The organism is Streptomyces europaeiscabiei, from assembly GCF_001550375.1.
GTDB classification, from domain to species: domain Bacteria; phylum Actinomycetota; class Actinomycetes; order Streptomycetales; family Streptomycetaceae; genus Streptomyces; species Streptomyces europaeiscabiei.
On the sequence record NZ_LRTR01000115.1, the window covers coordinates 1 to 24,630 of the forward strand.

At 71.3% G+C, this 24,630-nt stretch carries 16 protein-coding genes and 1 pseudogene; 7 read left to right on the top strand and 10 right to left on the bottom strand.

The features are described from left to right. The 4 genes and pseudogenes from AWZ10_RS05095 to AWZ10_RS05110 form a co-directional block, all read left to right on the top strand. Positions 1–633, top strand: a pseudogene (locus AWZ10_RS05095) (citrate/2-methylcitrate synthase); the annotation flags it as partial. A gap of 10 nt (positions 634–643) precedes the next feature. After that, positions 644–1,582 (top strand): sucrase ferredoxin, encoded by a 939-nt coding sequence (locus AWZ10_RS05100; RefSeq protein ID WP_046705850.1) that lies wholly within the window; start codon positions 644–646, stop codon positions 1,580–1,582. A gap of 142 nt (positions 1,583–1,724) precedes the next feature. Further along, entirely contained in the window at positions 1,725–3,494 is a 1,770-nt protein-coding gene (locus tag AWZ10_RS05105) for an ATP-binding protein (protein WP_060890558.1), read from the top strand. Beyond that, positions 3,491–4,171 (top strand): response regulator, encoded by a 681-nt coding sequence (locus AWZ10_RS05110; RefSeq protein ID WP_060890549.1) that lies wholly within the window; start codon positions 3,491–3,493, stop codon positions 4,169–4,171. Before AWZ10_RS05105 ends, AWZ10_RS05110 begins: the two co-directional genes overlap by 4 nt. A gap of 67 nt (positions 4,172–4,238) precedes the next feature. On the opposite strand, the gene AWZ10_RS05115 is transcribed toward AWZ10_RS05110, so the two are convergent. The 3 genes from AWZ10_RS05115 to AWZ10_RS05125 all read right to left on the bottom strand — a co-directional run bounded on the left by AWZ10_RS05115 (position 4,239) and on the right by AWZ10_RS05125 (position 8,806). Then, on the bottom strand, positions 4,239–5,831 hold the full coding sequence (locus tag AWZ10_RS05115) for a solute symporter family protein (protein ID WP_046705847.1): 1,593 nt from the start codon (positions 5,829–5,831) through the stop codon (positions 4,239–4,241). Continuing rightward, a complete protein-coding gene (locus tag AWZ10_RS05120) occupies positions 5,828–6,367 on the bottom strand; it encodes a DUF485 domain-containing protein (protein ID WP_208618450.1) in 540 nt (179 codons plus the stop codon). Before AWZ10_RS05120 ends, AWZ10_RS05115 begins: the two co-directional genes overlap by 4 nt. A gap of 318 nt (positions 6,368–6,685) precedes the next feature. After that, positions 6,686–8,806, bottom strand: coding sequence for a DNA gyrase/topoisomerase IV subunit B (locus AWZ10_RS05125; protein WP_060890550.1), 2,121 nt, complete (start codon positions 8,804–8,806; stop codon positions 6,686–6,688). A gap of 468 nt (positions 8,807–9,274) precedes the next feature. Between AWZ10_RS05125 and AWZ10_RS05130 the strand changes: the two genes are divergently transcribed. Next, on the top strand, positions 9,275–9,505 hold the full coding sequence (locus AWZ10_RS05130) for a DUF7455 domain-containing protein (protein ID WP_013000244.1): 231 nt from the start codon (positions 9,275–9,277) through the stop codon (positions 9,503–9,505). A 132-nt stretch (positions 9,506–9,637) separates the two neighbouring features. Here the strand turns inward: AWZ10_RS05130 and AWZ10_RS05135 are convergent, their stop codons facing one another. From AWZ10_RS05135 to AWZ10_RS05165, 7 genes are all read right to left on the bottom strand, one after another. Beyond that, positions 9,638–10,453: a S1 family peptidase gene (locus AWZ10_RS05135; RefSeq protein ID WP_046705845.1), complete on the bottom strand. Its 816-nt coding sequence runs from the start codon at positions 10,451–10,453 to the stop codon at positions 9,638–9,640. A gap of 145 nt (positions 10,454–10,598) precedes the next feature. After that, a complete protein-coding gene (locus AWZ10_RS05140) occupies positions 10,599–12,143 on the bottom strand; it encodes an RNA polymerase sigma factor (RefSeq protein ID WP_046705859.1) in 1,545 nt (514 codons plus the stop codon). Positions 12,144–12,769: 626 nt separating this feature from the next. Next, the gene (locus tag AWZ10_RS05145) at positions 12,770–13,657 is read right to left on the bottom strand and encodes a FadR/GntR family transcriptional regulator (protein WP_078935430.1); all 888 of its coding nucleotides are present in this window, start codon (positions 13,655–13,657) and stop codon (positions 12,770–12,772) included. 185 nt (positions 13,658–13,842) lie between these two features. Beyond that, positions 13,843–15,981 carry an ABC transporter ATP-binding protein gene (locus tag AWZ10_RS05150; protein WP_060890551.1) on the bottom strand — a complete coding sequence of 713 codons (2,139 nt, stop codon included), beginning with the start codon at positions 15,979–15,981 and terminating at the stop codon, positions 13,843–13,845. A gap of 195 nt (positions 15,982–16,176) precedes the next feature. Further along, the gene (locus AWZ10_RS05155) at positions 16,177–16,935 is read right to left on the bottom strand and encodes an NUDIX hydrolase (protein ID WP_037700861.1); all 759 of its coding nucleotides are present in this window, start codon (positions 16,933–16,935) and stop codon (positions 16,177–16,179) included. A gap of 150 nt (positions 16,936–17,085) precedes the next feature. Then, complete coding sequence (locus AWZ10_RS05160) at positions 17,086–19,026, bottom strand: glycogen debranching N-terminal domain-containing protein (protein ID WP_079104292.1); 1,941 nt, start codon at positions 19,024–19,026, stop codon at positions 17,086–17,088. Between the two features lie 767 nt (positions 19,027–19,793). Then, positions 19,794–21,335: a DUF4192 domain-containing protein gene (locus AWZ10_RS05165; RefSeq protein WP_046704914.1), complete on the bottom strand. Its 1,542-nt coding sequence runs from the start codon at positions 21,333–21,335 to the stop codon at positions 19,794–19,796. Between the two features lie 133 nt (positions 21,336–21,468). Here AWZ10_RS05165 and AWZ10_RS05170 point away from each other — a divergent pair, with 133 nt between their 5' ends. Further along, positions 21,469–23,649, top strand: coding sequence for a RecQ family ATP-dependent DNA helicase (locus AWZ10_RS05170; RefSeq protein WP_046704913.1), 2,181 nt, complete (start codon positions 21,469–21,471; stop codon positions 23,647–23,649). Positions 23,650–23,907: 258 nt separating this feature from the next. Next, on the top strand, positions 23,908–24,534 hold the full coding sequence (locus AWZ10_RS05175) for a hypothetical protein (protein ID WP_046704912.1): 627 nt from the start codon (positions 23,908–23,910) through the stop codon (positions 24,532–24,534). Positions 24,535–24,630: the final 96 nt, after the last annotated feature.

Sequence of the window (24,630 nt, forward strand, 5' to 3'; positions counted from 1 at the left end):
CCACACGTACGCGGCCGTCTCGGCCGGCCTCGGCGCCCTGGAAGGCCCGCTGCACGGCTCGGCCGGCGCACTCGCCCACAGGCTGCTCCTCGATGTGCTGGACCAGGGCGGCGCGGCTCCCATGATCGCGGACGAGCTGCGGGCCGGGCGCAGCATCCCCGGGCTGGGCCACCGCCTCTACACGGGCGAGGATCCACGCGCGCGAGCTCTGTTCGTGCTCCTGGAGAGCATCCCCCAGGCAGCGCCCGCCCCCGCTGCGGCCCGCGACATCGTGGCGACGACAACCCACCACACACCCTGCACGCCAATGTGGACCTGGCCCTCCCGGTCCTCACGGTCCCTTTCGGCATGGCTCCTGCCGCGAGTGAGACCGCGTTGGCCGTAGCCCGCACAGCGGGCTGGATCGCCCACGCCTTGGAGGAGTACGGCGAGCGTCCGCTGCGGATGCGGCCGAGCGGCCGGCCCGTGGGAACGAGACCACCCGAGCGCTCCCGGACTAGCGGGCCGTACCGCCCGCCAACCCGCGCTCCGCCTCACCCGGGACCCGACTCCGGGTCTCGTACGCGTCCCGTGTGGGCCCTCTGTCCCCCCTTCGGACCGGGTTCACCTTCGCTCGCACGCAAGTCAGGTTAGGCTCACCTCTGTGAGTACGTGCACCTCCGCGTCCCGACACCTCGGCGAGCCTCTCGCGGGGACCGCCGCCACGGCGAGGACATGGCTGCTGCTGGAACAGCCGGGCCCTTGGGGTGTCAAGGCGCTCACCTCGAGCCACCTGGACCCCGTGCTCGGCCGCGCTCTCGAAGCCGCGGCGGAGGGCACCGGCGTACGCGTGGCGCTCATCCGGCGCCCCGGCCGCCACGCGGACCGCCGCGAGGTCCGCGAGCGCCGCGTGTACGTGGCCCACACCGTCCCCGGGAACGTCTGGCTGCACAGCACCACGACGACCGACCCCGGGCGACTGCTCGACCTCGACTTCACCGCCCTCGGCAGGGGCGACCACCACACGTTCGGGACGGTTCTGCGGGGTCGGCCCCACACCGGCGCCCCCCTCGCGCTCGTCTGCACCAACGGCAAGCGCGACCGCTGCTGCGCGCTCCTCGGCCGACCGCTCGCCGCCGAGCTGGCCGCCTCCGGAGTCGAGGGCACCTGGGAGGTCACCCATCTGGGCGGTCACCGCTTCTCGCCGACCGTGCTCGTGCTGCCCTTCGGCTACGTGTACGGCCGTGCCGAGGCCCACCACGTCAAGGAGGTCCTCCAAGGCGTACGGGAAGGCCGCGTCGTCACCGAGGGGTGCCGCGGGAGTTCCGCCTGGGAGCGCCCCGGGCAGGCTGCGGAGCTGGCGGTGCGTACGGAGACGGGCGCGGACGCGGCCGACTCGCTCACCGTCCTCCACACGCAGGGCGCGGCGCCCCACTGGGACGTGACCGTCGCCCACACCGACGGCCGCCGCTGGACCGTCGCCGTCTCCCAGGGCGCCGCCCAGCCGCCCCGCCCGGAGAGCTGCGGCTCCGCACTGGGCTCCCCGGCGAGGATGCACGTGCTGACCGTACGAGAGCTGTCACCGGCCGCGATCACGCGCTAGCCGACCGACGGCCTGTCACGGCGGAGCCGACAGGCCGCCCGGCCTCAGCCCCGGGTCCCGTCGCCGTACAAACACCCCGTGCCTGAGATCCCTGCCACACCCCTCTACGGCCGGACCACCCCGTCCACGTACCGTCATGGGTATGAGCCCCACTCCCTCCGCACGCCGCCTGCGTCTCGGTATGCCGCGGCGGGCGTTCTCGCAGGTTCTGCTGATGCAGGTGGCGATCGCCGCCGGTGTCGCCGTCCTCGCGACCGGGCTGTTCCTCGCGCCGCTCAGCGAACAGCTGGACGACCAGGCGATGCGCCGGGCCCTCGCGATCGCGCAGACCACTGCGGTCCAGCCGCAGATCGCCCAGGACCTGGTGTCGACGCAACCGTCCGTGACCGGCCCCGTTCAGGTCGAGGCCGAGCGGATCCGGAAGGCCAGCGGAGCCGAGTACGTGGTCGTGATGGACAGGGTCGGGGTGCGCTGGTCGCACCCCGACCCCGCGGAGATCGGCGGGCTGGTCTCGACGGACCCGCGCCGCGCCCTGGCCGGGAACGAGATCATGGAGATCGACTCGGGGACTCTGGGGCGCTCCGCCCGGGGCAAGGTGCCGCTGCGTGACGCCGACGGGAAGATCGTCGGCGCCGTCTCGGTCGGCATCGAGTACGACAGTGTGCGCGACCGGCTGATCCACGCGATCCCCGGGCTCCTGGCGTACGCCGGCGGTGCCATGGCGGTCGGGGCGCTGGCCGCGTATCTGATCTCCCGGAGGGTGCATCGCCAGACCCGTGACCTGGCCTTCTCCGACATCGCGGGACTGCTGGCGGAGCGCGAGGCGATGCTGCACGGCATCCGGGAGGGCGTGGTCGCGCTGGACCGCGCCGGGCGCGTACGCCTCCTGAACGACGAGGCGCGGCGGCTGCTCGGGATGGGCGACGAGGCGGTCGGCAGGTCGCTCGACGACGCGCTCGGCCCCGGCCGTACGACCGATGTGCTGGCGGGCCGGGTCACCGGCACGGATCTGCTGACCGTGCGCGGTCAGCGCGTGCTGGTCGCCAACCGCATGCCCACCGACGACGGCGGTGCCGTGGCCACCCTGCGCGACCGCACCGAGCTGGAGCAGCTCGGCCGCGAACTCGACTCCACACGCGGTCTGACGGATGCCCTGCGCGCCCAGGATCATGAGCACGCCAACCGGATGCACACACTCCTCGGCCTGCTCGAACTGGAGCTGTACGACGAGGCCGTGGATTTCGTCGGCGAGGTCGTCGGCGACCATCGGGCGACGGCCGAGCAGGTCACCGAGAAGATCCACGATCCGCTCCTCGCCGCGGTACTGGTCGGCAAGGCGACCGTCGCGGCCGAGCGCGGAGTGGCCCTGTCGGTCGCCGGTGGCACGATGCTGCCGGACCGGCTGGTCGACCCCCGTGGGCTGGTCACCGTCGTCGGCAACCTCGTCGACAACGCCTTGGACGCCGTCGCGGGTACGCCGCACGCGCGCGTGGAAGTCGATCTGCGCGCCGAGGGGCGTACGGCGATCCTCCGGGTCCGCGACACCGGCCCCGGAGTCCCGCCCGACAAGCGGGAGTTGATCTTCACGGAGGGCTGGTCCACCAAGGCGCCGCCGGCCCATCGCGAGCGCGGTATCGGGCTCTGTCTGGTGCGTCGGCTCGCCGAGCGGCAGGGGGGCAGCGCCCGGGTCACGGAGGCGCTGGGCGGCGGCGCGGAGTTCACGGTCGTACTGCCCGACGCACTCGCGGAACAGGGCCTGGTGACGCCGACGTCCGCACCGAAGCCCATCTCCACGGCACCCGACGACGATCCGGCCCGGCAGGACGAGCCGACGGCCGGCCGCGACGGACGACCGGGCCCCGAGCGGGAGCCCGAAGCCGCCACCACAGCCGCCGACAAGGAGTCGCGATGATCGAGGTCCTGATCGTGGACGACGACACCGGAGTCGCCCGCGTCAACGCCGCCTACGTGGCGAAGGTCGCCGGTTTCCACGTCGCCGGTGTGGCCCACAACGCGGCCGAGGCGCTGCACCGGTTGGAGACGTTGCCCCACGTGGACCTGGTTCTCCTGGACCACTATCTGCCGGACGACACCGGGCTCATGGTGGTCCAGGAGATGCGGCGCCGGGGCCACCAGAGCGACGTGATCATGGTGACGGCAGCCCGCGACGTCTCGACCGTCCAGGCAGCGATGCGCCAGGGCGCGCTCCAGTACCTGGTCAAACCGTTCGCGTTCGCCGGGCTGCGGGCGAAGCTGGAGGCGTACGCGGATCTGCGGCGCACCCTGGACGGCGGTGGCGAGGCCGAACAGGCCGAGGTGGACCGGATCTTCGGCGCTCTCTCGGCGGGCGGCGAACCGGACCTGCCCAAGGGCCACTCCCCCACCACCACCGAGTTGGTACGCCGCGCCCTGATGAGCGCCGAGGGCGCGCTGTCCGCCCAGGAGATCGCCGAGCGGACCGGCCTGAGCCGCCAGACCGCCCAGCGCTATCTGAAGCTCCTGGAACGCACGGGACGGGCCCGGCTGACCCTGAAGTACGGCGACGCCGGCCGTCCCGAGCACCGCTACGAGTGGGCGACCCGCCCCTGAGTGGCCCTCGCCAGGCCCTCACACGCGCCTCCACGGGCCGTACTCCCTCGCAGCGTCCCCCTGACCGTCACACCGCTCCGGCGCCCGTCAGCGACCGCACCTCGGTCTCCGCGTGCTTCGCCTTGTCCGGCGGCTCGGCCGACAGGACCGTGCCGAGCCAGCCCGTGAGGAAGCCCAGCGGAATGGAGACGAGGCCCGGGTTCTGCAACGGGAAGTACTGGAAGTCGGCGCCGGGGAACAGCGAGTCGGCGCTCCCCGACACGACGGGCGACAGCAGCACGAGAACCACGGAAGGGATCAGTCCCCCGTACACGGACCACACCGCGCCGCGGGTGGTGAAGCCGCGCCAGAACAGCGAGTACAGCAGCACGGGCAGATTGGCGGAGGCGGCGACCGCGAAGGCGAGGCCGACGAGAAAGGCCACGTTGAGATCCTGGGCGAGCAGCCCGAGCCCGATCGCGACCACGCCGATACCCACGGCCGCCGTACGTGCCACGGTGACCTCGCTGCGCGGCTTCGAACGCCTGCGGCGCAGCGACGCGTACAGGTCATGGGCGACGGACGCCGACGAGGCGAGGGTGATGCCGGCGACGACCGCGAGGATCGTGGCGAAGGCGATGGCGGCGACGATCGCGAACAGAACCGTTCCGCCGGTGGAGTCCGGGCCACCGCCCAGATCGAGGGCCAGCAACGGCACCGCCGTGTTCCCCGCCGCGTTGGAACCCCGTACTGCCTCCGGGCCGACGATGGCGGCCGCGCCGAAGCCCAGCACGATCGTCATCAGATAGAAGCCGCCGATGAGCCCGATCGACCAGACCACCGAGCGGCGTGCGGCCCGCGCGGTGGGCACCGTGTAGAAACGCGACAGGATGTGCGGCAGCCCGGCCGTGCCCAGCACCAGAGCGAGTCCGAGGCTGATGAAGTCCAAGCGCGCGACCCAGTCACCGCCGTACTTCAACCCGGGCGCGAGGAAGGCGTCGCCGTGTCCGCTGCGTTGGGCCGCCGTCCGCAGCAACTGGTCGAAGTCGCCGTGGAACCGCACCAGTACGAGCACGGTGAGCGCGATCGCCCCGCCCATCAGCAGGACCGCCTTCACGATCTGGATCCAGGTGGTGGCCCGCATCCCTCCCAACGACACATAGACGACCATGAGCGCGCCGACGCCGATGACCGTCCAGGCCTGCGCCGCCTCGTCCTCTCCCCCCAGCAGCAGCGCGACGAGGGTGCCCGCTCCCACCATCTGCGCCACCAGGTACAGAACGGACACGGTCACCGAGGAAGTTCCCGCCGCGATCCGCACCGGTCGCTCGCTCATCCGCGCCGCGACCACGTCCGCGAGCGTGAATCGCCCGCAGTTGCGCACCAGTTCGGCCACCAGGAACAGCACCACGAGCCAGGCGACCAGGAAGCCCACCGAGTAGAGCAGCCCGTCGTACCCGAAGAGCGCGATGAGCCCGGAGATACCGAGGAAGGATGCGGCGGACATGTAGTCGCCCGCGATGGCAAAACCATTCTCCATCGGCGAGAACAGCCGCCCTCCGGCGTAGAACTCCTCAGCCGAGCCATGCCGATTGCGGCTCACCCACGTCGTGATGCCCAACGTGACCGCCACGAACGCGCTGAACAGCAGCAGCGCCAGCGTCTGATGGTCGGCGGTCACCGCTCGCCCCCTCTGACGCCGCGCGTCAACTCCTGGGTGTCCCACCGCAGATCGAGCGCCGCCCGGTCCCGGCGCAGCCTGGCGTGCCGCGCGTACGCCCAGGTGAACAGGAACGTCGTGAGGAACTGTCCGAGCCCTGCCAGCATCGCCACGTTCACCGCGCCCGCCACCGGTCGCGCCATCAACCCCGGGGCGGTGGTCGCCGCCACGACGTACGCCACGTACCAGCTGAAGAAGACGGCGACGCCCGGGATCACGAACCTGCGGTAACGACTGCGGACCTCCTGGAAGGCCGCACTCCGCTGGACCTCCAGATAGACGTCCGCCGCGCCCCCGCCCCGGCTCTCCCGCGCCTCGGCCGCGACCGGGGCCGGCCCGCCCGTGCCGTCCAACTCCCCCCAGCCAGAGGCCAGCGCGTCGTACCAGGGGTCGTCGAACCGCACGTCCTCGCCGACGAGGCCGTGCCCCTCGTGCTGCTCAACCGGGCTCTCAGAACCGCTCCCGCGTCGGCGGGGACGGCCGGTGCTTGACTGCATGCCCAAGCATGGACAGAACGGAATGACCCCCGACGTACCTCTTCACGATTATTCACCCCATCAGGTGAAGCCCCGGCCAGCCTCCCCCCACTCGGGGCAGTCATGCCCCGAGTGAACGCGCACCCCGACGGCGGATGGGCCGCGCACGGCGAGAAGGGGGGCGCGTCGGGGGGTGTCCGCCGGCAGCGGTCGGCGCGTCAACACGTCCGGCTTACCGGCCGACCGATTCCGCGCCGTTCCGAGGACGGACACCCCGCGGCGCGCCCAGGCCCGCCACCGGACCGAAGGCACCCCGGGCGGCCAAGCCCGGCGCAGCGGCTACGCGTCGATGCGCGACCGGTCCAGCGTCGCCGCCGAGCTGGAGATGAACTCCTTGCGCGGCGCCACGTCGTTCCCCATCAGCAGATCGAACACCTGTTCCGCAGCCTCCAGGTCCGACAGGTTGATCCGCCGGAGTGTCCGGTGCCTCGGATCCATCGTCGTCTCCGCCAGCTGGTCCGCGTCCATCTCGCCGAGGCCCTTGTAGCGCTGGATGGAGTCCTTGTACCGGACGCCCTTGCTCTGGAACTCCAGCAGCTTGTCGCGCAGCTCACGGTCCGAGTACGTGTAGACGTACTTGTCCTGCCCCTTCTTGGGCTGGACCAGCTCGATCCGGTGCAGCGGCGGCACGGCCGCGAAGACCCTCCCCGCCTCGACCATCGGCCGCATGTACCGCTGGAAGAGCGTCAGCAGCAGGCACCGGATGTGCGACCCGTCCACATCGGCGTCGGTCATCATGATGATCTTGCCGTAGCGTGCCGCGTCGATATCGAACGTACGCCCGGATCCGGCCCCTATGACCTGGATGATCGCGCCGCACTCGACATTCTTGAGCATGTCCGTCACGGACGACTTCTGAACGTTGAGGATCTTGCCCCGGATCGGCAGCAGCGCCTGGAACTCGGAGTTCCGCGCGAGCTTCGCCGTGCCGAGCGCCGAGTCTCCCTCGACGATGAACAACTCGCTGCGCTCGACGTCGTCACTGCGGCAGTCGGCGAGTTTGGCGGGCAGGGACGAGGACTCCAGAGCCGTCTTGCGGCGCTGCGCGTCCTTGTGCTGACGTGCGGCGATGCGCGTGCGGGCGGCGGCGACCGCCTTCTCCATGACGACCCGCGCCTGAGCGGCGGCGTCCCGCTTCGTGGAGGTCAGGAAGGCCTTGAGCTCCTTGGTGACGACCTGCGTCACGATGCGCCGGGCCGCCGAGGTACCGAGAACCTCCTTGGTCTGGCCCTCGAACTGCGGTTCGGCCAGACGCACGGTGACGACGGCGGTGAGGCCCTCCAGGGCATCGTCCTTGACGACGTCGTCCTCGGCGACGCGCAGCATCTTCTTGGCGCGCAGCACCTCGTTCATGGTGGCGGCCACGGCCTGCTCGAAGCCCGCCACGTGGGTACCGCCCTTGGGGGTGGCGATGATGTTCACGAACGACTTGAGGGTCGTGTCGTAACCGGTGCCCCAGCGCATGGCGACGTCGACACCGAGCTCGCGAGTGACCTGGGTGGGCGTCATCTGGCCGTGTTCGTCCAGGACGGGCACGGTCTCCCTGAAGGTGCCCTGCCCGAAGAAGCGGAGGACGTCGCAGACCGGCTTGTCGGAGGCCAGGTACTCACAGAACTCGCTGATGCCGCCGTCGAAACGGAACGACTCCTCGCCCTTGCTGCCACCCTCTCCGAGGCCGAACTCGTCACGGACGACGATCGTCAGTCCGGGCACGAGGAAGGCGGTCTGGCGGGCGCGCTGATGCAGGTGCTCCAGCGAGAGCTTGGCGCCCTTGAGGAAGATCTGGCGGTCGGCCCAGTAGCGCACGCGTGTGCCGGTGCGCGTCTTGGGGATCCGCTTGCCCTTGCGCAGGCCGCCGGTCTCGAACTTGGCGTCCGAGCCGATGCCCGCGAAGGAGCCGGGCACGCCGCGCCGGAAGCTGATGGCGTGGGTGCTGCCGTTGCGGTCGACCTCGACGTCCAGGCGGGCGGAGAGCGCGTTCACCACCGAGGCGCCCACGCCGTGCAGACCGCCGGAGGCGGCGTACGAGCCGCCGCCGAACTTGCCACCGGCGTGCAGCTTGGTCATCACGACCTCGACCCCGGACAGGCCGGTCTTGGGCTCGACGTCGACCGGGATGCCCCGGCCGTTGTCCCGCACCTCCACGGAGGCGTCGTCGTGGAGGATGACATCGATGTGGTCGCAGTAGCCCCCGAGGGCCTCGTCCACGGAGTTGTCGATGATCTCCCAGAGACAGTGCATCAGGCCTCGACTGTCGGTCGAGCCGATGTACATGCCGGGGCGCTTGCGCACGGCCTCGAGCCCCTCGAGGACAAGCAGGTGCCGCGCGGTGTAGTTGGAACCGTCCCGGTCTGCTCCGGTCAGCAGGGCTGTGGACGGCACGGACGTATCGGCGGTCACGCGGTTCGCTCCTCGCTGAATTTCAGGTGGGGCCCATTTGGGTAAGGGGCCGGGCTCTGTAGCCGTTCCGAGGGTACCGAGGCCTGGTAGAGCCGTTGTCACGCCACCCTCGTCCGAAACTCAGAGTAGTCCAGAGTCGCATACGCGTTCGATCCCTCGATGGGGTGAAGTACATATCACGTTCCCTTCGGGGCATGAACCATTTAGGCTCCGGGCACGTCCTCATGAACAACCGGCAACCCAGCCGGGAGGACCGTACAACCGAAAGAACAACCACCAGAACCACCGACAGACAGCGCGAAGCCCGTACGACACGAAGACACGCACTACGGCTCATTCGCCGCCAACCGGCAGCAGACAGCCGGCCCGGAAAGATTTTTTCGAGTTAAAGCCGCGAGCGGGAACGTTTTCGGCCTGGTTGGATGTTGACCCTGGTACGACAGCTCGTCGAGCTAGAGAAGAGGCGACGTGACTACTGTTCTGACCCCCGCGACCCCGCTGACGGCCGCTGACCGATGCGACCGCTGCGGCGCCCAGGCCTACCTGCGCGTCGTCCTGCTGAGCGGTGGAGAGCTGCTGTTCTGCGCCCACCACGGCCGCAAGTTCGAGCCGGAGCTCAAGAAGATCGCCGCGGAGATACAGGACGAGACGGAGCGGCTCACGGCCGCTCCCGCGACCGCGGAAGAGGACGAGCGCTGACGCTTCGCACCCACGACGAGCCGCCACCGGCTCGAGGCCGGTGACCGGGCGGCCACTCCCGTACCCACGGGGTGGCCGCCCGCTCTCGTGCCTCACACGTACACGTCCTCACGTGCGGTCGCGTACTGCGCCTCAGCGGCTCCCCTCGAGCACCCGGGCCATGTACGAGCCCCTGGTGTAGACGCCGGGGTTCCCGGCGAGCCCACAGCCGCTGCCCCACGACACGAGCCCGATCAGCTTCCCCTGGGCGACGAGCGGCCCTCCGCTGTCCCCCTGGCAGGCGTCCCGGCCGCCGTTCTGCTCCCCGGCGCACACCATGGAACCGGGCTGATATCTGCCCTCGGCGCTGCCCGGATAGGCCCTCTCGCAGACGTCGTCGGCCAGCACCTTCACCGGTGCGGCCCGCAGGCTCTGGGCATAGTCGCCGGCGGCGGTGGTGTCCCCCCAGCCGTAGACCGCAGCCTGCGTGTCCGGCGCGTACGCGGCGTCGTCGGCCCCCGCCAATGCGATGACGGAGCTCTCGGGCAGCGGTGAGACGAGAGTCACGACAGCGAAATCCCCGGTGTTCGTGTAGGGGTCGTACTCCGGGTTGACCCAGGCACCGCTCACCGCGATCTCCTGGCCCTCCGCCGACTGCAGCTCCGCGCGGCCCGCGATGATCCGCAGATCGGCGACCCGTTCCGGAGGATCTCCCAGCACGTCCTCGCTGAGGCAGTGCGCGGCCGTCAGAACGGTCGAGCGGCCGACCACGACACCGCCGCAGAACTGCCCTGCCCGCGTACCCCCGAACCGGTCACGGCTGGACAGCGCCACCGTCCAGGGCGCCTGGGAGATCTCGACCGGATGACCGCCGATGACGACCTCGGCCGTCGCCGACGGCGGTGACGCCAGCGGTATGACGGCCGTGGCGGCCGCGACGGCCAGCAGTCGGGCGAACGATCGACGCATGCGCACTCCTCACTCCGGGACATGGATGGCACACCCAGAGTGATTCACCGGATCGGCATCCGCATGCCGCACACACGCCGAAGACCCGGCTCCTTCGAGGAAACCGGGCCTTCAGGACCGACCGGGCCGGCGGATGCCGTGCCGTCTAGTCGAGGTAGTCGCGCAGCACCTGCGAACGGGACGGGTGGCGCAGCTTCGACATCGTCTTGGACTCGATCTGGCGGATGCGCTCACGCGTGACGCCGTACACCTTGCCGATCTCGTCGAGGGTCTTCGGCTGCCCGTCGGTGAGACCGAAGCGCATGGAGACGACGCCCGCCTCACGCTCGGAGAGCGTGTCGAGCACCGAGTGCAGCTGCTCCTGCAGGAGCGTGAAGCTGACCGCGTCGGCCGGGACGACGGCCTCGGAGTCCTCGATGAGGTCACCGAACTCGCTGTCGCCGTCCTCGCCCAGCGGGGTGTGCAGCGAGATGGGCTCGCGGCCGTACTTCTGGACCTCGATGACCTTCTCGGGGGTCATGTCGAGTTCCTTGGCCAGCTCCTCCGGGGTGGGCTCGCGGCCCAGGTCCTGGAGCATCTGGCGCTGGACACGCGCGAGCTTGTTGATGACCTCGACCATGTGCACCGGGATACGGATGGTGCGGGCCTGGTCGGCCATGGCGCGGGTGATCGCCTGACGGATCCACCAGGTGGCGTACGTGGAGAACTTGTAGCCCTTGGTGTAGTCGAACTTCTCGACCGCGCGGATCAGACCGAGGTTGCCCTCCTGGATGAGGTCCAGGAAGAGCATGCCGCGGCCGGTGTAGCGCTTGGCCAGGGAGACCACCAGACGGAGGTTGGCCTCCAGGAGGTGGTTCTTGGCGCGGCGGCCGTCCTCGGCGATGATCTCCAGCTCGCGCTTGAGCTTGGGGGCGAGCTTGTCGGCGTTGGCCAGCTTGTCCTCGGCGAACAGACCGGCCTCGATGCGCTTGGCGAGCTCGACCTCCTGCTCGGCGTTGAGCAGCGGGACCTTGCCGATCTGCTTGAGGTAGTCCTTGACCGGGTCGGCGGTGGCACCGGCCACGGCGACCTGCTGGGCGGGCGCGTCGTCCTCGTCGTCGTCGGAGAGGACGAAGCCCTTGTTCTCGGCCCCCTCCTCCTCCTCTTCGCCGGGCTTGCCGCCGGGGGTCTCCTCGATGGCGTCTTCGTCGACGGGCTCGCCGTCGTCCTTCTTGGAGGTGGTCTTCTTGGCCGCCGTCTTCTTGGCCGCGAGGGTCTTCTTGGCGGGGGCCGCCTTCTTGGCGACCGCCTTCTTCGCGGCGGCCTTCCTGGCGGGTGTGGCGTCCTCGGCGGAGGCGTCGGCGGGCACCGCGGGAGCGGCTGTGGCGGTGGCCTTCTTGGTGGTCACCGTCTTCGCCGCGACCGTCTTGGTGGCGGTGCGCTTGGCCGGGCTCTTCGCTGCGACGCTCTTTCGGGTGCGCTTGGGTTCCGCGGCACTGACCATCAGCGTCACACCCTCTTCCTCGAGGATCTGGTTGAGGCTGCGCAGTACGTTCTTCCACTGAGTGGCCGGAATCTGGTCAGCTTCGAAGGCCCGACGCACATCGTCGCCGGCGATCTGCCCCTCAGCCTTTCCCCGCTCAATCAGCGCCATGACAGAGACGGACTCGGCGATCTCCGGCGGGAGCGTACGGGATGTGCTGGCCGACACGAACAACCTCTCGGAACGTTGGAAAACGGCTTCCGGCCCCGTCCACTGTGGACAGGAGCCGACCACCGGCTTGGGAGTGGGCCGACGGTGCGGGCGGGTGCCGGGAAGATGCACAGCGCCGTGAACGGCGTCCGTATTCCCTCCGCGGCTGTCACCTCTTAGGTCATCGCGCTGCTCCCGCGAGCGTTACGCCCAATCTGCGTGGCCCGAGTCACACCCCGTAAGCGTTCAAAAGCGGTCAGATACTGCCAGAGGCAATCGACCAAGGCCACAACCGGTTCTGCTTGGACAGGTACCCGAACGATTCCCGAACGAACTCCTCAATGCGGATCACCGCCCTCACCGAGATCCTGCACCCTCCGCGAGGTCGCGCGTCGCACGGGGACTCGCAGCCCGCGAGGGCCGCAGACCCCGACGGGACGAGTCCTCCCGGCGAGTCGGGCCCACCCCCTTCGAGACGGCCGCCCCGCGCGTCCCGGACGGCGCCCGCGGTCCGCAGTGCCGCCGGGCCTCACCGAATCCCGGGAGGATTCGCTGAGGCCCGGCGGCACGGGTCCGCCGGTCGAGCGATGCCACGAAAGGGTCTGCACCCCGGCCGTGGCCCCCTCGTCCCGCTCTCGGCGCCCTCAGTGTTCGCGCGGCGCCGGCACCACACGCTCCACCTCGGGGTGGACGGTCAGCAGTTGACGCATGGCTGCTTCGGCCGCCCCGCCGTCGCCCGTGGCGAGAGCGTCGACGATCCGGGCGTGGTGCGACAGGGACGACTCGGTCGGCCGGTCACACCCGGTGACCGGACCGCCGGAGACCTGCAGGGCCGAGGAGACGATCCCCGAGAGGTGCTCCAGCATGCGGTTGCCCGCGAGCTGGATGAGCAGCGAATGGAACTCGGCGTCCGCGCGCGAGAAGGTCAGCGGGTCGCCCTGCGCCATGGCGTGGCCCATGAGCTCGACCATGTCACCGAGGCGCTGCTGAACGTCGTCGCGACCGTGCCCGGCGGCGAGGCGGGCGGCCAGCGGCTCCATCGTCCAGCGCAGTTCGCTGAGCTCGCGGCGCTGGTCGTCGCGCTGCGGACCGAAGGCCCGCCATTCGATGATGTCGGGGTCGAGCAGGTTCCAGTCGCTGACCGGCCGCACGCGCGTGCCGACGTTCGGCCGGGCGCTGACCAGGCCCTTGGCCTCCAGCACGCGCAGGGATTCACGGACGACGGTGCGGGAGACCTCGAACCGCTGGCCGATCTCCTCGGGTACGAGGGGGCGGTCCGCGCCCAGGTCGCCGGAGACGATCATCTGGCCCAGCTGTTGGACGAGTTGGCCGTGCAGCCCGCGTCCGCGACTCCCGGCGGCGCGGCGGCCCACGCGCCCCAGCTCGGGGTCCGCGCCGTCCCAGGAAGGGAGGCCCACGCGGTCGACGCTCGGGTGCCCGGCGTACGGGTAGCGGTCGAGTTCGCCCGGTCCTGCGAGGCCGGAGTCGGCGGAGCGGGCGGCGGTCATCATGGTGTGCGCAAGGGTACTCACGCATCCTTTGTCGGCTGCGTTTCCAACTCCCTTGAGGTCTTTGGTGAAAAGCACACGAAAGGGTGATCGCTCACCCCGTCGCAATTGACGCCTTATCGGAAAGAAATGGGCGTTCTACGAGGAGTTGCGCGCATTGCGCCAACGCGAGAGTACGGACGGTGAGCACGAAAGGATGAGGACGATCATCACCTGACCCGGCTGCGCAGGTTCGTGAGCACGTAGGCCCCCAGCAGCGCCGTCAGCGACAACAGCAGCGCCCCGCCCACGGGTTGGGAAACCGCTCGCGCCGCGGCCTCCAGATGGCGCTCCCCCCCGAAGGGCCACTGCATCAGCACGAGCTCACGCAGCCGCATCGGAAACCCGACCGCACTTCGCACGGCCGACCCCTCCAGCACCTTCTGCACCAGCGGTACGACGAGGAGGGGTACGGCGACCACGGCGGCGAGCCCGGCGGACGTGGACCGGAAGACACCCGCCGCGAGCACTCCCGCCCAGGCACACCCCACGACGAGGCCGATCCAACTCGCGCCGAGCGGGAACCAGTCGGCGGGAACCGAAACGAGCTCCGGTCCATGGACGAGATAGAGCACTTCGAGGTCGCAGCCCACGGTGAGGACGGCCAGCAGCAGCGCGGTGGCGGCCGCGACGAGGAGTTTCGCGAGGAGCAGCCCCAGCCGACGGGGAACCGTGCCGCGGTACGCGGCCAGGGCGGGGTGACGGAACTCGTCGCCGAAGGCGATGGCCCCCAGCAGCCCCGCCCCGATGGCGGCGGGTGGCAGCGGCAGCTCCTGCGGCCACGCGGCCAGCAGCCGTGGCTGCGGGGTGTGCCCGATCCTGGCCAGGAGCACCGCCATGAGGGCGGAGGTGACGAGCACGGTCGCGACGGTGACGTACGCGGTGCCGACTCCGCCCGCCCGACGCAGTTCGTAGCGCAGCGGACGCAACGGGCTCGGCGCCGAGCGCACGGCGATGGGCGGCGGGAGCGGCGGCAGCGGGCCCGCATCGGACGACCGGGAGGGGGGTGACGGTGCGGTGCGAGCCTCGGCAGCGAGGGCGGTGTGGGACTCGCAGGGGACACGAAGCCCGGGATCGGCGTGCGGTGCGAGGCGGTCACGAGATTCGACATCCGGGCGCGGCGCGAGGCGGTCACGAGGTCCGGGATCCGCATGCGGCCCGAAGTGATCACGAGATCCGGAATCTGCGTGCGGCGCGGAACGAGCATCAGGGCCGAGGTCGACGGGGGACGTGGAGGTGACCTCCGGTGCGTCGTCAGCGGGTGTCCATGGTTCGGCCGCGGCGCCCTGAGGATCTCCGGCAGGCGCCTGAGGTCCTTCGGCGGGCGCCTGACCCCCCTCAGCCGGCCCCTGGGCCTCCTGAACCGAGCCGAGCGCGCTCTCGGCGGCCTCCAGGCCTCCTTCGGCTGCCGACGGCGGCCGCGGCGACGGTAGGGTGCCCGTATCCCCGATCTCGTCCGCGAGTTGGTGGACGAGGATGCCGTGCCGGAAAACCGTCTCGCCGATCTCGGCGCACGTACTGCCGTACACCGACAGCCGGTTGCCGCCCTCCCGCACGATCTCCACGGAACGCCGCGCGGTCCGGGCCTCCTTCATGAGGAGCGCTTCGAGCCTGGCGGCGTGCGGAGTGCGGACGGCGACCCTGGGCCGGAGCCGGGTGCGGGAGAAGTCGGCGACCTCCTGATCGGCGACGAGTCTCCCCTTTTCGAGGGTGAGGACCCGGTCGGCGGTCCGCGCGGCCTCCTTGGGGTCGCCGGTGGTGAACAGGACCGTGCCGCCCTGATCGGCATGGGCCCGCATGATCCCGTGGAGCCATCGGCCTTCGCGGACGGCCAGCCCGCGGGCGGGGTCGTCCAGCACGAGGGTGTGCGGGTCGGACAGCAGGGCGCAGGCCAGGCCGAGGCGGCGGTCCATGCCACGTGACAGCGTGTTCAGCCGCGCCTCGCGCAGGCTGACCAGGCCCACGACCTCCAGGACCTCGTCGGCACGCCGAGCCGGCAGCCCCGCGGCCGCGCACAGCATGCGCAGATGACCTCGGACCGTGCGGGCAGGGTGACCGGGCACGTCGCCGAGGAGTACGCCCACTTCGCGCGCGGGGTGGGCGATGCGGTGCAGGGGGCGGCCTCTGAAGTAGGCCACCCCACGGCCTTGTTGGAGTTCGAGAGTGAGTTTCAGCGCTGTCGACTTGCCCGCGCCGGGAGCCCCCAGGAGTGCGGTGACGCGGCCGGAGTGCGCCTCGAAGGACACATCGTCGACGGCAGGCGGAGACTCCTTGCGGGGATTGCTGGTCAATCCGATGGCCTGGATCACCCAAAGCAAGATAGCGCTATATGTCCGTTTTTTCGGGCACCTTGCGGCTCACTTCGCAGGCGGGCCTCACAGGCGTCCGGCCGGCCGCACACCGATTGCGGACCGAGCCTCGGGCGTGTGTCCCCGGCAGCCCTCTCCGGGGCCGGCACGGCCGAGGCCGCCGTACACGGCGACGAGGGCTTCGGCTACGCCTTGTCAGACCTCGGGGCGCAGCATCGGTGGGTTGAGAAGGGTGGCGCCGCCGGCGCGGAAGAGCTGGGCGGGGCGGCCGCCCTGGCGCGTGGTGGTACCGCCGGTGGGCACCAGGAAGCCTGGCGTACCTGTCACCTTGCGATGGAAGTTGCGTGGATCCAGCGCCACCCCCCACACCGCCTCGTAGACGCGTCGCAGCTCACCGACCGTGAACTCGGACGGGCAGAAGGCCGTGGCCAGCGAGGAGTACTCGATCTTGGAACGGGCACGCTCCACCCCGTCCGCGAGGATCTGCGCGTGGTCGAAGGCCAACGGCGCAACCGGTTCGCCGTCACGCCCGTAGCCGCCCTGTTCCAACAACTCCTCGACAGGCGCCCAGCGTGCGCTGTTGGCGTCGCCGCCCGGCCGAGGTGCCGGCAGATCCGGGGCGAGGGCGAGGTGGGCGACGCTGACGACCCTCATCCGCGGGTCGCGCTTCGGGTCGCCGTAGGTGGCCAACTGCTCCAGGTGCGCGCCGTTGTCCTGAGCGGGTTCGGACGGTTCGTGTGCGGTCAGGCCGGTCTCCTCGGCCAGCTCCCGGGCCGCGGCCTGCGACAGGTCCTCGTCCGGCCGCACGAAGCCACCGGGCAGTGCCCACCGCCCCTGGAACGGCTGTTCGCCCCGCCGTACCGTCAGCGCGCAGAGCGCGTGACGGCGGACGGTCAGCACGACCAGGTCCACGGTGACAGCGAAGGGCGGGTAGTCCGACGGGTCGTAGGGCATGCGGCGATCATAGTCGTCTGCCTGACGATAAACACTCCCTTCGCGGCCGCTTCCCCACTTGATCCACTTCTGTCCGATACCGATCTCACCAGCCGCCCTCCGGCCTCGGGAGCTCGGCGCCGCCTGTCCTCCCTCCCACGTCACGGGAGGTCACACTCCCAACTGCAGTCCGTCGGCAGCCTCCTCGACCATGGCGAGCCCCAGCCTGCTGACGCGCACGGCGAACGGGGCGCCCGCGACGCGCAGTCCCGTCATGCCGATCTCGCCCAGGGGCGCGCTGCGCACCGGCCGCAGCGTCACGGTCCCCGCGGGGGCGTCGGGACGGATTCCGAGGAGGGTGGTGAGCAGCAGCACCCCCGCTGCCGCCGCCGTCGCGGCCGGTCTGCAGGAGGCCGGATGCGGCAGCGGGGCACCCCCTGCCGTCCGCTGCTCCCCCGCGTACATCTCGGGCAGTCGATGGCCGAAGCTCTCCGCCGCCGCCAGGACCCCCCGCAGGAGCGCGCTCGCCTCCTTCTCGTATCCGGCGGCCGCCAGCCCCGCGACCGCGATCGCCGTCTCCTGCACACGCACGGCACCGCTGCGATGGCCGAAGGGGTTGTACGCGGCCTCCTTCGCACCCAGGCTCCGCAGCCCCCACCCCGAGTCCATGGCGGGCCCTCCGAGCAGTCGAGCCAGTTGCTCGGTCCGCACTTTGTCGAGGAGTCCCGGAGCCTGCTCCCCCGTGCCGAGCAGCCCGGTGTCAAGGAGGTGGGCAGCGCCGGCGCCCAGGTGCGGCACGAGACGCCCTTCCGGGGTGCGGGCGGCCGCAGGTCTGCCGCCGCCCCGGTCCTCGACCCAGAAGTCCGCCCCGAACCGGCTCCGCAGCTCTCTCGCCCGGTCCCGCAGCTCGGCGCCACCCGGTCGGCCGTACGCATCGAGGAGATCGGCACCCAGCAGCGCGGCCCGGTGGGCGTGGGCCTGGGTCTCGCAACGCAGCGGCCCGCCGGGGCGCGGGTCGGGCAGATAGGCACCGCCTGAGACCGCGCCCCGCAGCCACCGCAGGCAGCGCTCGGCGGCGGGCAGCAGCTCTTCGGTCTCCTGCTCGGGGAGTCCCCATCGCCGGGCCTCCGCGAGGAGCACGGGAAACAGCAGGGTCGCCTCGGTGCCCGTGCAGCCCGGCGGCAGATGCGGGCCCGCGTCCCGTCTAGGACCTGGGATCATGCCGGACTGGGCTTCCCGGCCCGCGAGTTGGGTGCGGGCGAGGGTGCGCAAGGTGCCGGCGGCGAGGCGTGTTCCGAGCGGCAGCGTCATCCGGGCCGCGACCAGCGCGTCGGCCGGAGCCATGCCGCAGCGCCAGGGCGCGCCCGCCGCGAGGTGGGTGTCCGACGGATTCTTCGGGTCGCGCAGCAGCAGGGCCTCGAGGTCCTCCAGACAGGTGCGCAGCAGGGCCTGCGCCGTCGGGTCGTCGCCCGCGACCCGGGCCTGGGCGAGGGGACTGGTGGCGCCCCGCCCCACCGGTCTGATGGGCCCCGCGCCGTCCGGTCGTACTCGCAGCTCCACGCTCCGGGTGCCGCCGGGCGGGAGCTCCAGTTCCCAGCGCAGCAGTCCTGCGGAAGCCAGGGCGTCGGCGGGCGGAGGATGGGCAGTCACCGTGGAGTGCCCGGTCGCACAGGACCAGCGCAGGCCGGAGTCGTGGACGCTCGCGGGCAGTTCCGGGCCGGCGCTGCCGGAGGCGACAGCCCCGAGTTCCGCGAGATCCGTACCCAGGGACACCTCGACGGGCAGGCGCAGTGGGCGGCGGGCCGTGCTGTGCAGGGTGATCCGCTCGGTGCCGTCCGCGTACCGCGTGCGCTCGACCATGACGTCCGGGTCCGGCCCGGCATCGGCGGACAGACGCAGCGTCGACATGAACCGGACTCGGTCGGCGGCCACCAGCCGTGCCTGCACGGCGAGCGGTTCCCGTCCGGCCACCCGCACCTGGCAGCGGGAGAGCATACGCCGTCCCGCGCGGTAGAAGCCCTCGAGTCCGGTGCCGGTCAACTGACCCTGGTCCGTCGAGATCGCAAGGCCCGGAAGAGCGACGCAGATCAGTGTGGTGTGGGCCGGTGGCAACTCCGTGGGACGGCGCGGGGCAGAGGTCGGCGCCGGCGGGGTCGACCGGCCTCCCGTGGGTGGGTGCGGCGGTCCCGGAGAGCCACCTGCGCCGGGCGCGGGAGACACGGGGCCGCCCAGGTTTCCTGAGCGTGAGCCCGTGGGGCGGGTCTCCGGGATGCGGATGTCCGTCCGCAGAGCGCCGGTGCCCTCCCCACGGGCCCGGACGGCGGGCGGGATGGAGCTGCGAAAGACCGGAACGTCGTCATGGGTGTCGGGCAGGGAGGGGAGGGGCACGGGGCGGCTTCTTCTGTCTTCGGCGCGCGTGGGATGCGCTCGGCACCAGGTGGGGAGCCGGAGAGGGACGGGGTGATGGGGCGGTTGGGTCAGGCCGTGGGTACCGCCACACAGGTGAACGGAACGGCTCCGCTCCGGGTCACGCCTCCGTCCGAGGAAGCCGACCGAGCAACGTGGGGTCGTGCTTGGGCTTGCCGGGGAACTGCGAGCAGCGGCGGACTCCGGGTGAGGCCCTGCGCGGAGCTCTGGGCCGATGTGAACGCGGCGCCGCGGCCCAAGGCGCGTGTTCGCACCGCGGCGGGGCAGTGTGTTCGCGCGGAAGCGGAGCCACAGCGAAGCACTCGTGCGGAGAGCGCGGCAGGGCAGCCCACCCATCTGCCTCCGGAGCCAGGGCGATGCGCTCACGGGCCCTTCGAGGCGGAGCAGCGCGCTCACGAACGCCCCGATCCAGGAGAGCACAGACCTTCGAGTCCCGAAAGGATTCGGCGCACTCACGTCTCCTCCTCCGGGGACTGCCCTCCACCACCGCGGCGGATCCGTGCCCGACCGTTCGCGCCCTCCGCCACGCCCCTCGGCCGTCGGCCGACGGGTGGGCTCCCGTCGGCGGAACGCGAGCGGCGGGCATGAGCGGCGCCAGGCGATCGCCGGGCGGTGCGGGCCTCCGCCCCTCCTCCCGAGCGCGGCCTGCGTCGGCGGCGGGTACCGGAAGCGACGCAGGGCCCGTCCGGGGCCGACGGCAAGCCGGGAGACTGGCCGAAGGGGCTTTCTTCGCTGTCGGCGCCGGAACTCGCAGTGGCCGCCACCAGGTCGCGTCCCCTGCGCTCCGCACGCAGGCAGCGGCGAATGGACTCGGGGTCGAGTCCCTCGTTGCAGGCCTGATGGAGGAGGCGGGCGAAGAGGTAGTCGGGGTCCGCGGCAAGAGCCATGGCCAGGGCTTCGCGAGCCTCCAGTTCGTCACCGGAGGACCAGGCGACCCAGCCCACGAGCGTGAGCGGTGCGGCGGCATGCTCGCCGTAGGGGCCGACACATCGGCGGGCGAGGGCACGCCACAGACGGAGCGCCGGGCCGGCTTCGTCGCCTTCCATCCATTCGGCGGCGCGGTCGCGGGTAGCCCGGTCCTGGAGTCCGAGGATCAAGGTGGCCGCGTCGACGTGGCCGACGAGTTCGTCGTCGTGGAGGTCCGCGTCCAGCGTGCCGGACAGGGTCGGGGTGTCCGCCAGGCTCCCGATGATGCGCTGTGCCACGGCGAGGGTCTCCTCAGCCACTTCCGCACGGCTGTACTCGTCCAGGATCCGTGGGATGAGGGCGGACTGCGCGGAGTCGAGCGCGGCTTCCTGCTGCAGCGCGGCAGCGGTCTCCCATGGCAGGAGCCTGGCCCGCATCTCCTTCAGGGTGCCCCGGATCTGAAGGCCTGCGTAGGTCGCGGCGGCGGCCAGCACGGAGGTGCCCGGCAGCCCCATCGGCTCTCCCTCGGCCGCGCAGCATCCGTTGCCGGGACAGCAGTAGGACCAGAAGCGGCCATCGGAGATGCACAGGGCCTCCACCACCGGCACATCCATGCTGCCGCAGGCCTTGCGCAACAGCTGTGCGAGTGGCCGCAGGCGTTCCATGACGTCGCGTGGCGACTCACCACTCGTCGGGTCCTGGCAGAGGAAGGCGACCATGCTCTCCGGCTTGGCTCCCCTTCGCTCGCTCCCGGTCACCAGACCATGGGCCAGCTGTTGGGCCACGGAGGGCCAGTCGTCCTTCTGGGCCGGGATGCCGAGCCGCGCCCGCCCGCCGAACCGCCCACGGGCGTCGCGGTCGTGCAGTGCGACGAGGACGATGCTGTCCTCCGGGCGGTATCCGAGCAGGTAGGGCAAGGCGTCGGCGAGTTCGGCCGGTGTACGGAGGGTGACCTGCTGTTCCCCGCCGGATTTGGCGGCCACGCCATGTCCCGGGTAGGCGGAGGGTTCGCCGCTCCCCTCGCATCCGTTCTGCCCGCTGATGTCACTGTTGCCGGGGGTCCCGGCCGCTTCGCTGTGATTCGTCATGCGGCGACCATCTCGCGGATCTTGAAATTCCGCTTTGCCCTGTGGATAAGTCCGATCGTGATCACGTCAGAATCTGTCCACAGTTCGCCCGGCTCGTTCGCGCGATGTCCGAGGCATCGGGTTGCATGGGTCCATGAGCGACGAAGACCAGCCCACCACGGACCGCCAAGACCTGCGTACGGCCGCCGATGCCGTGCTCGCCCGCCTCGTCGGCGCCCCGACGGGCGTGGCGCGGCTGCGCGAGGACCAGTGGCACGCCATCGAGGCGCTGGTCGCGGACAAGCGCCGAGCCCTGGTCGTGCAGCGCACGGGCTGGGGCAAGTCCGCGGTGTACTTCGTCGCGACCGCCCTGCTGCGCGGGCGGGGCGCGGGCCCCACCGTCATCGTCTCCCCGCTCCTCGCCCTGATGCGCAACCAGGTGGAGGCGGCCGCCCGCGCCGGAATCCACGCACGGACCATCAACTCCTCGAACACGGAGGAGTGGGACACGATCCGCCAGGAGGTCACCGCGGGCACGGTCGACGTGCTCCTGGTCAGCCCCGAGCGGCTCAACAACCCGGACTTCCGTGATCAGGTCCTGCCGGAGCTGGCGGCCGCGACCGGTCTGCTCGTCGTCGACGAGGCGCACTGCATCTCGGACTGGGGTCATGACTTCCGCCCCGACTACCGCCGGCTGCGCACCATGCTGGCCGACCTTCCGCCCGGTGTCCCGGTGCTCGCCACCACCGCGACCGCCAACGCGCGCGTGACGGCCGACGTGGCCGAACAGTTGGGCACCGGCGGGGGCACGGACGCGCTGGTCCTGCGTGGGCCACTGGACCGCGAGAGCCTGAGCCTCGGAGTGCTCGAACTGCCGGACGCCGCCCACCGGATGGCCTGGCTCGCCGACCACCTGATCGAGTTGCCGGGCTCCGGAATCATCTACACCCTCACCGTGGCCGCAGCCGAGGAGGTCACCGCGTTCCTTCGCCAGTGCGGGCACACCGTGACGTCGTACACGGGCAAGACGGAGAACGCGGACCGGCAGCAGGCCGAGGAGGATTTGCTGGCCAACCGGGTCAAGGCCCTGGTCGCCACCTCCGCACTGGGCATGGGCTTCGACAAGCCCGACCTGGGCTTCGTGGTCCACCTGGGCTCGCCGTCCTCCCCCATCGCCTACTACCAGCAGGTGGGCCGCGCGGGCCGTGGTGTCGAGCACGCCGAAGTACTGCTCCTGCCCGGCAAGGAGGACCAGGCGATCTGGGAGTACTTCGCCTCGGTCGCCTTCCCCCCGGAGGAACAGGTGCGCCGCACCCTCGACGTACTCGCGCACGCGCAGCGACCGCTGTCCCTCCCCGCCCTCGAACCACTGGTGGAACTGCGCCGCTCCCGGCTGGAGACGATGCTCAAGGTCCTCGACGTGGACGGTGCGGTCCGACGCGTCCAGGGCGGCTGGGTCTCCACCGGCGTCCCCTGGACGTACGACACCGAGCGCTATGCCTGGGTCGCCAAGCAGCGCGCCACCGAGCAGCAGGCCATGCGTGAGTACGTCGCGACGCCGGGTTGCCGAATGGAGTTCCTGCGGCGGCAGTTGGACGACGAGGAAGCCGTCCCGTGCGGACGGTGCGACACCTGCACGAAGCCCAGGTTCACGGATTCCGTCTCCCCTGCGGCGCTGGACGCGGCGCGTGGCGAGTTGGGTCGCGCGGGTGTCGAGGTCGAACCCCGCAAGATGTGGCCGACGGGGCTGCCGGCGGTCGGGGTCAATCTGAAGGGGCGTATTCCGGCCGGTGAGCAGGCCGCTCCGGGGCGGGCGTTGGGGCGGCTGTCGGACATCGGCTGGGGCAATCGACTGCGGCCGATGCTGACGCCCCAGGCCCCGGACGGGCCGGTCCCGGACGATGTGGCGAAGGCCGTGGTGGCCGTGCTGGCCGACTGGGCCAAGGGCCCCGGCGGCTGGGCCTCCGGGCGGGCCGACGCCCAGCCCCGCCCCGCGGGTGTCGTCACGATGGCGTCCCGTTCCCGGCCGCAGCTGATCGATTCCCTGGGCGCGCGGATCGCCGAGATCGGCCGCCTGCCCCTGTTGGGGTCGGTGGCGTACACCGGCGCGGTTTCCCAGGTCACCCGTAGCAACAGCGCACAACGGCTCAAGGCGCTCGACGGGGCGCTGACCGTGCCGCCCGAGCTGGCCGTCGCCCTCCAGAAGGCGGGCGGGCCCGTGCTCCTGGTCGACGACGCCACGGAGACCGGCTGGACACTCGCGGTCGCCTCGCGTGTGCTCCGGCGCGCGGGTGCACAGGGGGTGTTGCCACTCGTTCTCGCCGTCCGGGCGTGACCGACCGGTCAACCGGGCGTGGGCACGATGCCGCCTGGGCGTTGCCGACGAGTCCTATGCGCAGGGATATAAGCTGCGAATCACCACAAAACTGTCAGTGGCCCCAATTGCTCGTTGCCGCAACCAAGTTCGCCAGGAAGAATTGAAGTCCGCTCCCCGCACGGCCTAACCGTGAATCGGTAGGGCTTCTGCTGCGGCGTGCGCTCCCCCAAGTCCGACCCCCGCCCGCAGAGTGGGCGCGTAGCCGAAGGGAGGATCGTGACCTTCGGATTCGCTCCGTCCTCGGCGGCCTCCGTGTCGACGTCTGCCGACCTGTCCGCCGCTTCCGCCAACCGCATGCTCGAGCCCGCGGAGTGGGCCGCCGCCGGGATTCCGCTGTTGCGCAATCCCCGAGAGGTCGTCAGCGGGCTGCACGCACGGCATCAGCCCCGGCCCGCGACGGCGGTCATCGCCGTCCTGGATTCCGACGAGCGGTTGAGGGCGAGCGCCTCGTTCATCCGCCGTCCGGCCCCGGCCGACGGCTGGATGTTCCGCAACGCGCTCCTGTCTCAGCTGCGCCGGGTTATTCCACACGACCTGCGCCGACGCACTCCGGTGCGAACGGCCGTGCTGCTCTACTGCCGTGACGGCGACGGGCGCTGGACGGAGGAGGACGGGGCGTGGATGTGGGGGCTGCGGGACGCCTGCACGCTGCACGGGCTGCGCTGCGGCGCGTACATCACGCTGACACGTGACGGCTGGCAGGTTCTCGGCGAGGGTCGCGGCGGCCGTCGTCCCCACGCGGACTCACCGGCCGAGCCCTTCGCCACAGCCGTGGCACCGCCGCCCATGCCACGCACCGGCGGCGTCGCGTCGGAAGTACTCCGCCGAGCCGCGGCACGCTGAGCCGCTTCGGCTTCCGACGCGGCCACGGCAATCCAACCCGCACCCACGCTCGAGCCGGCGGGGGTGCGGCAAGGTCCCCGACCCCAGCGCGGGTCC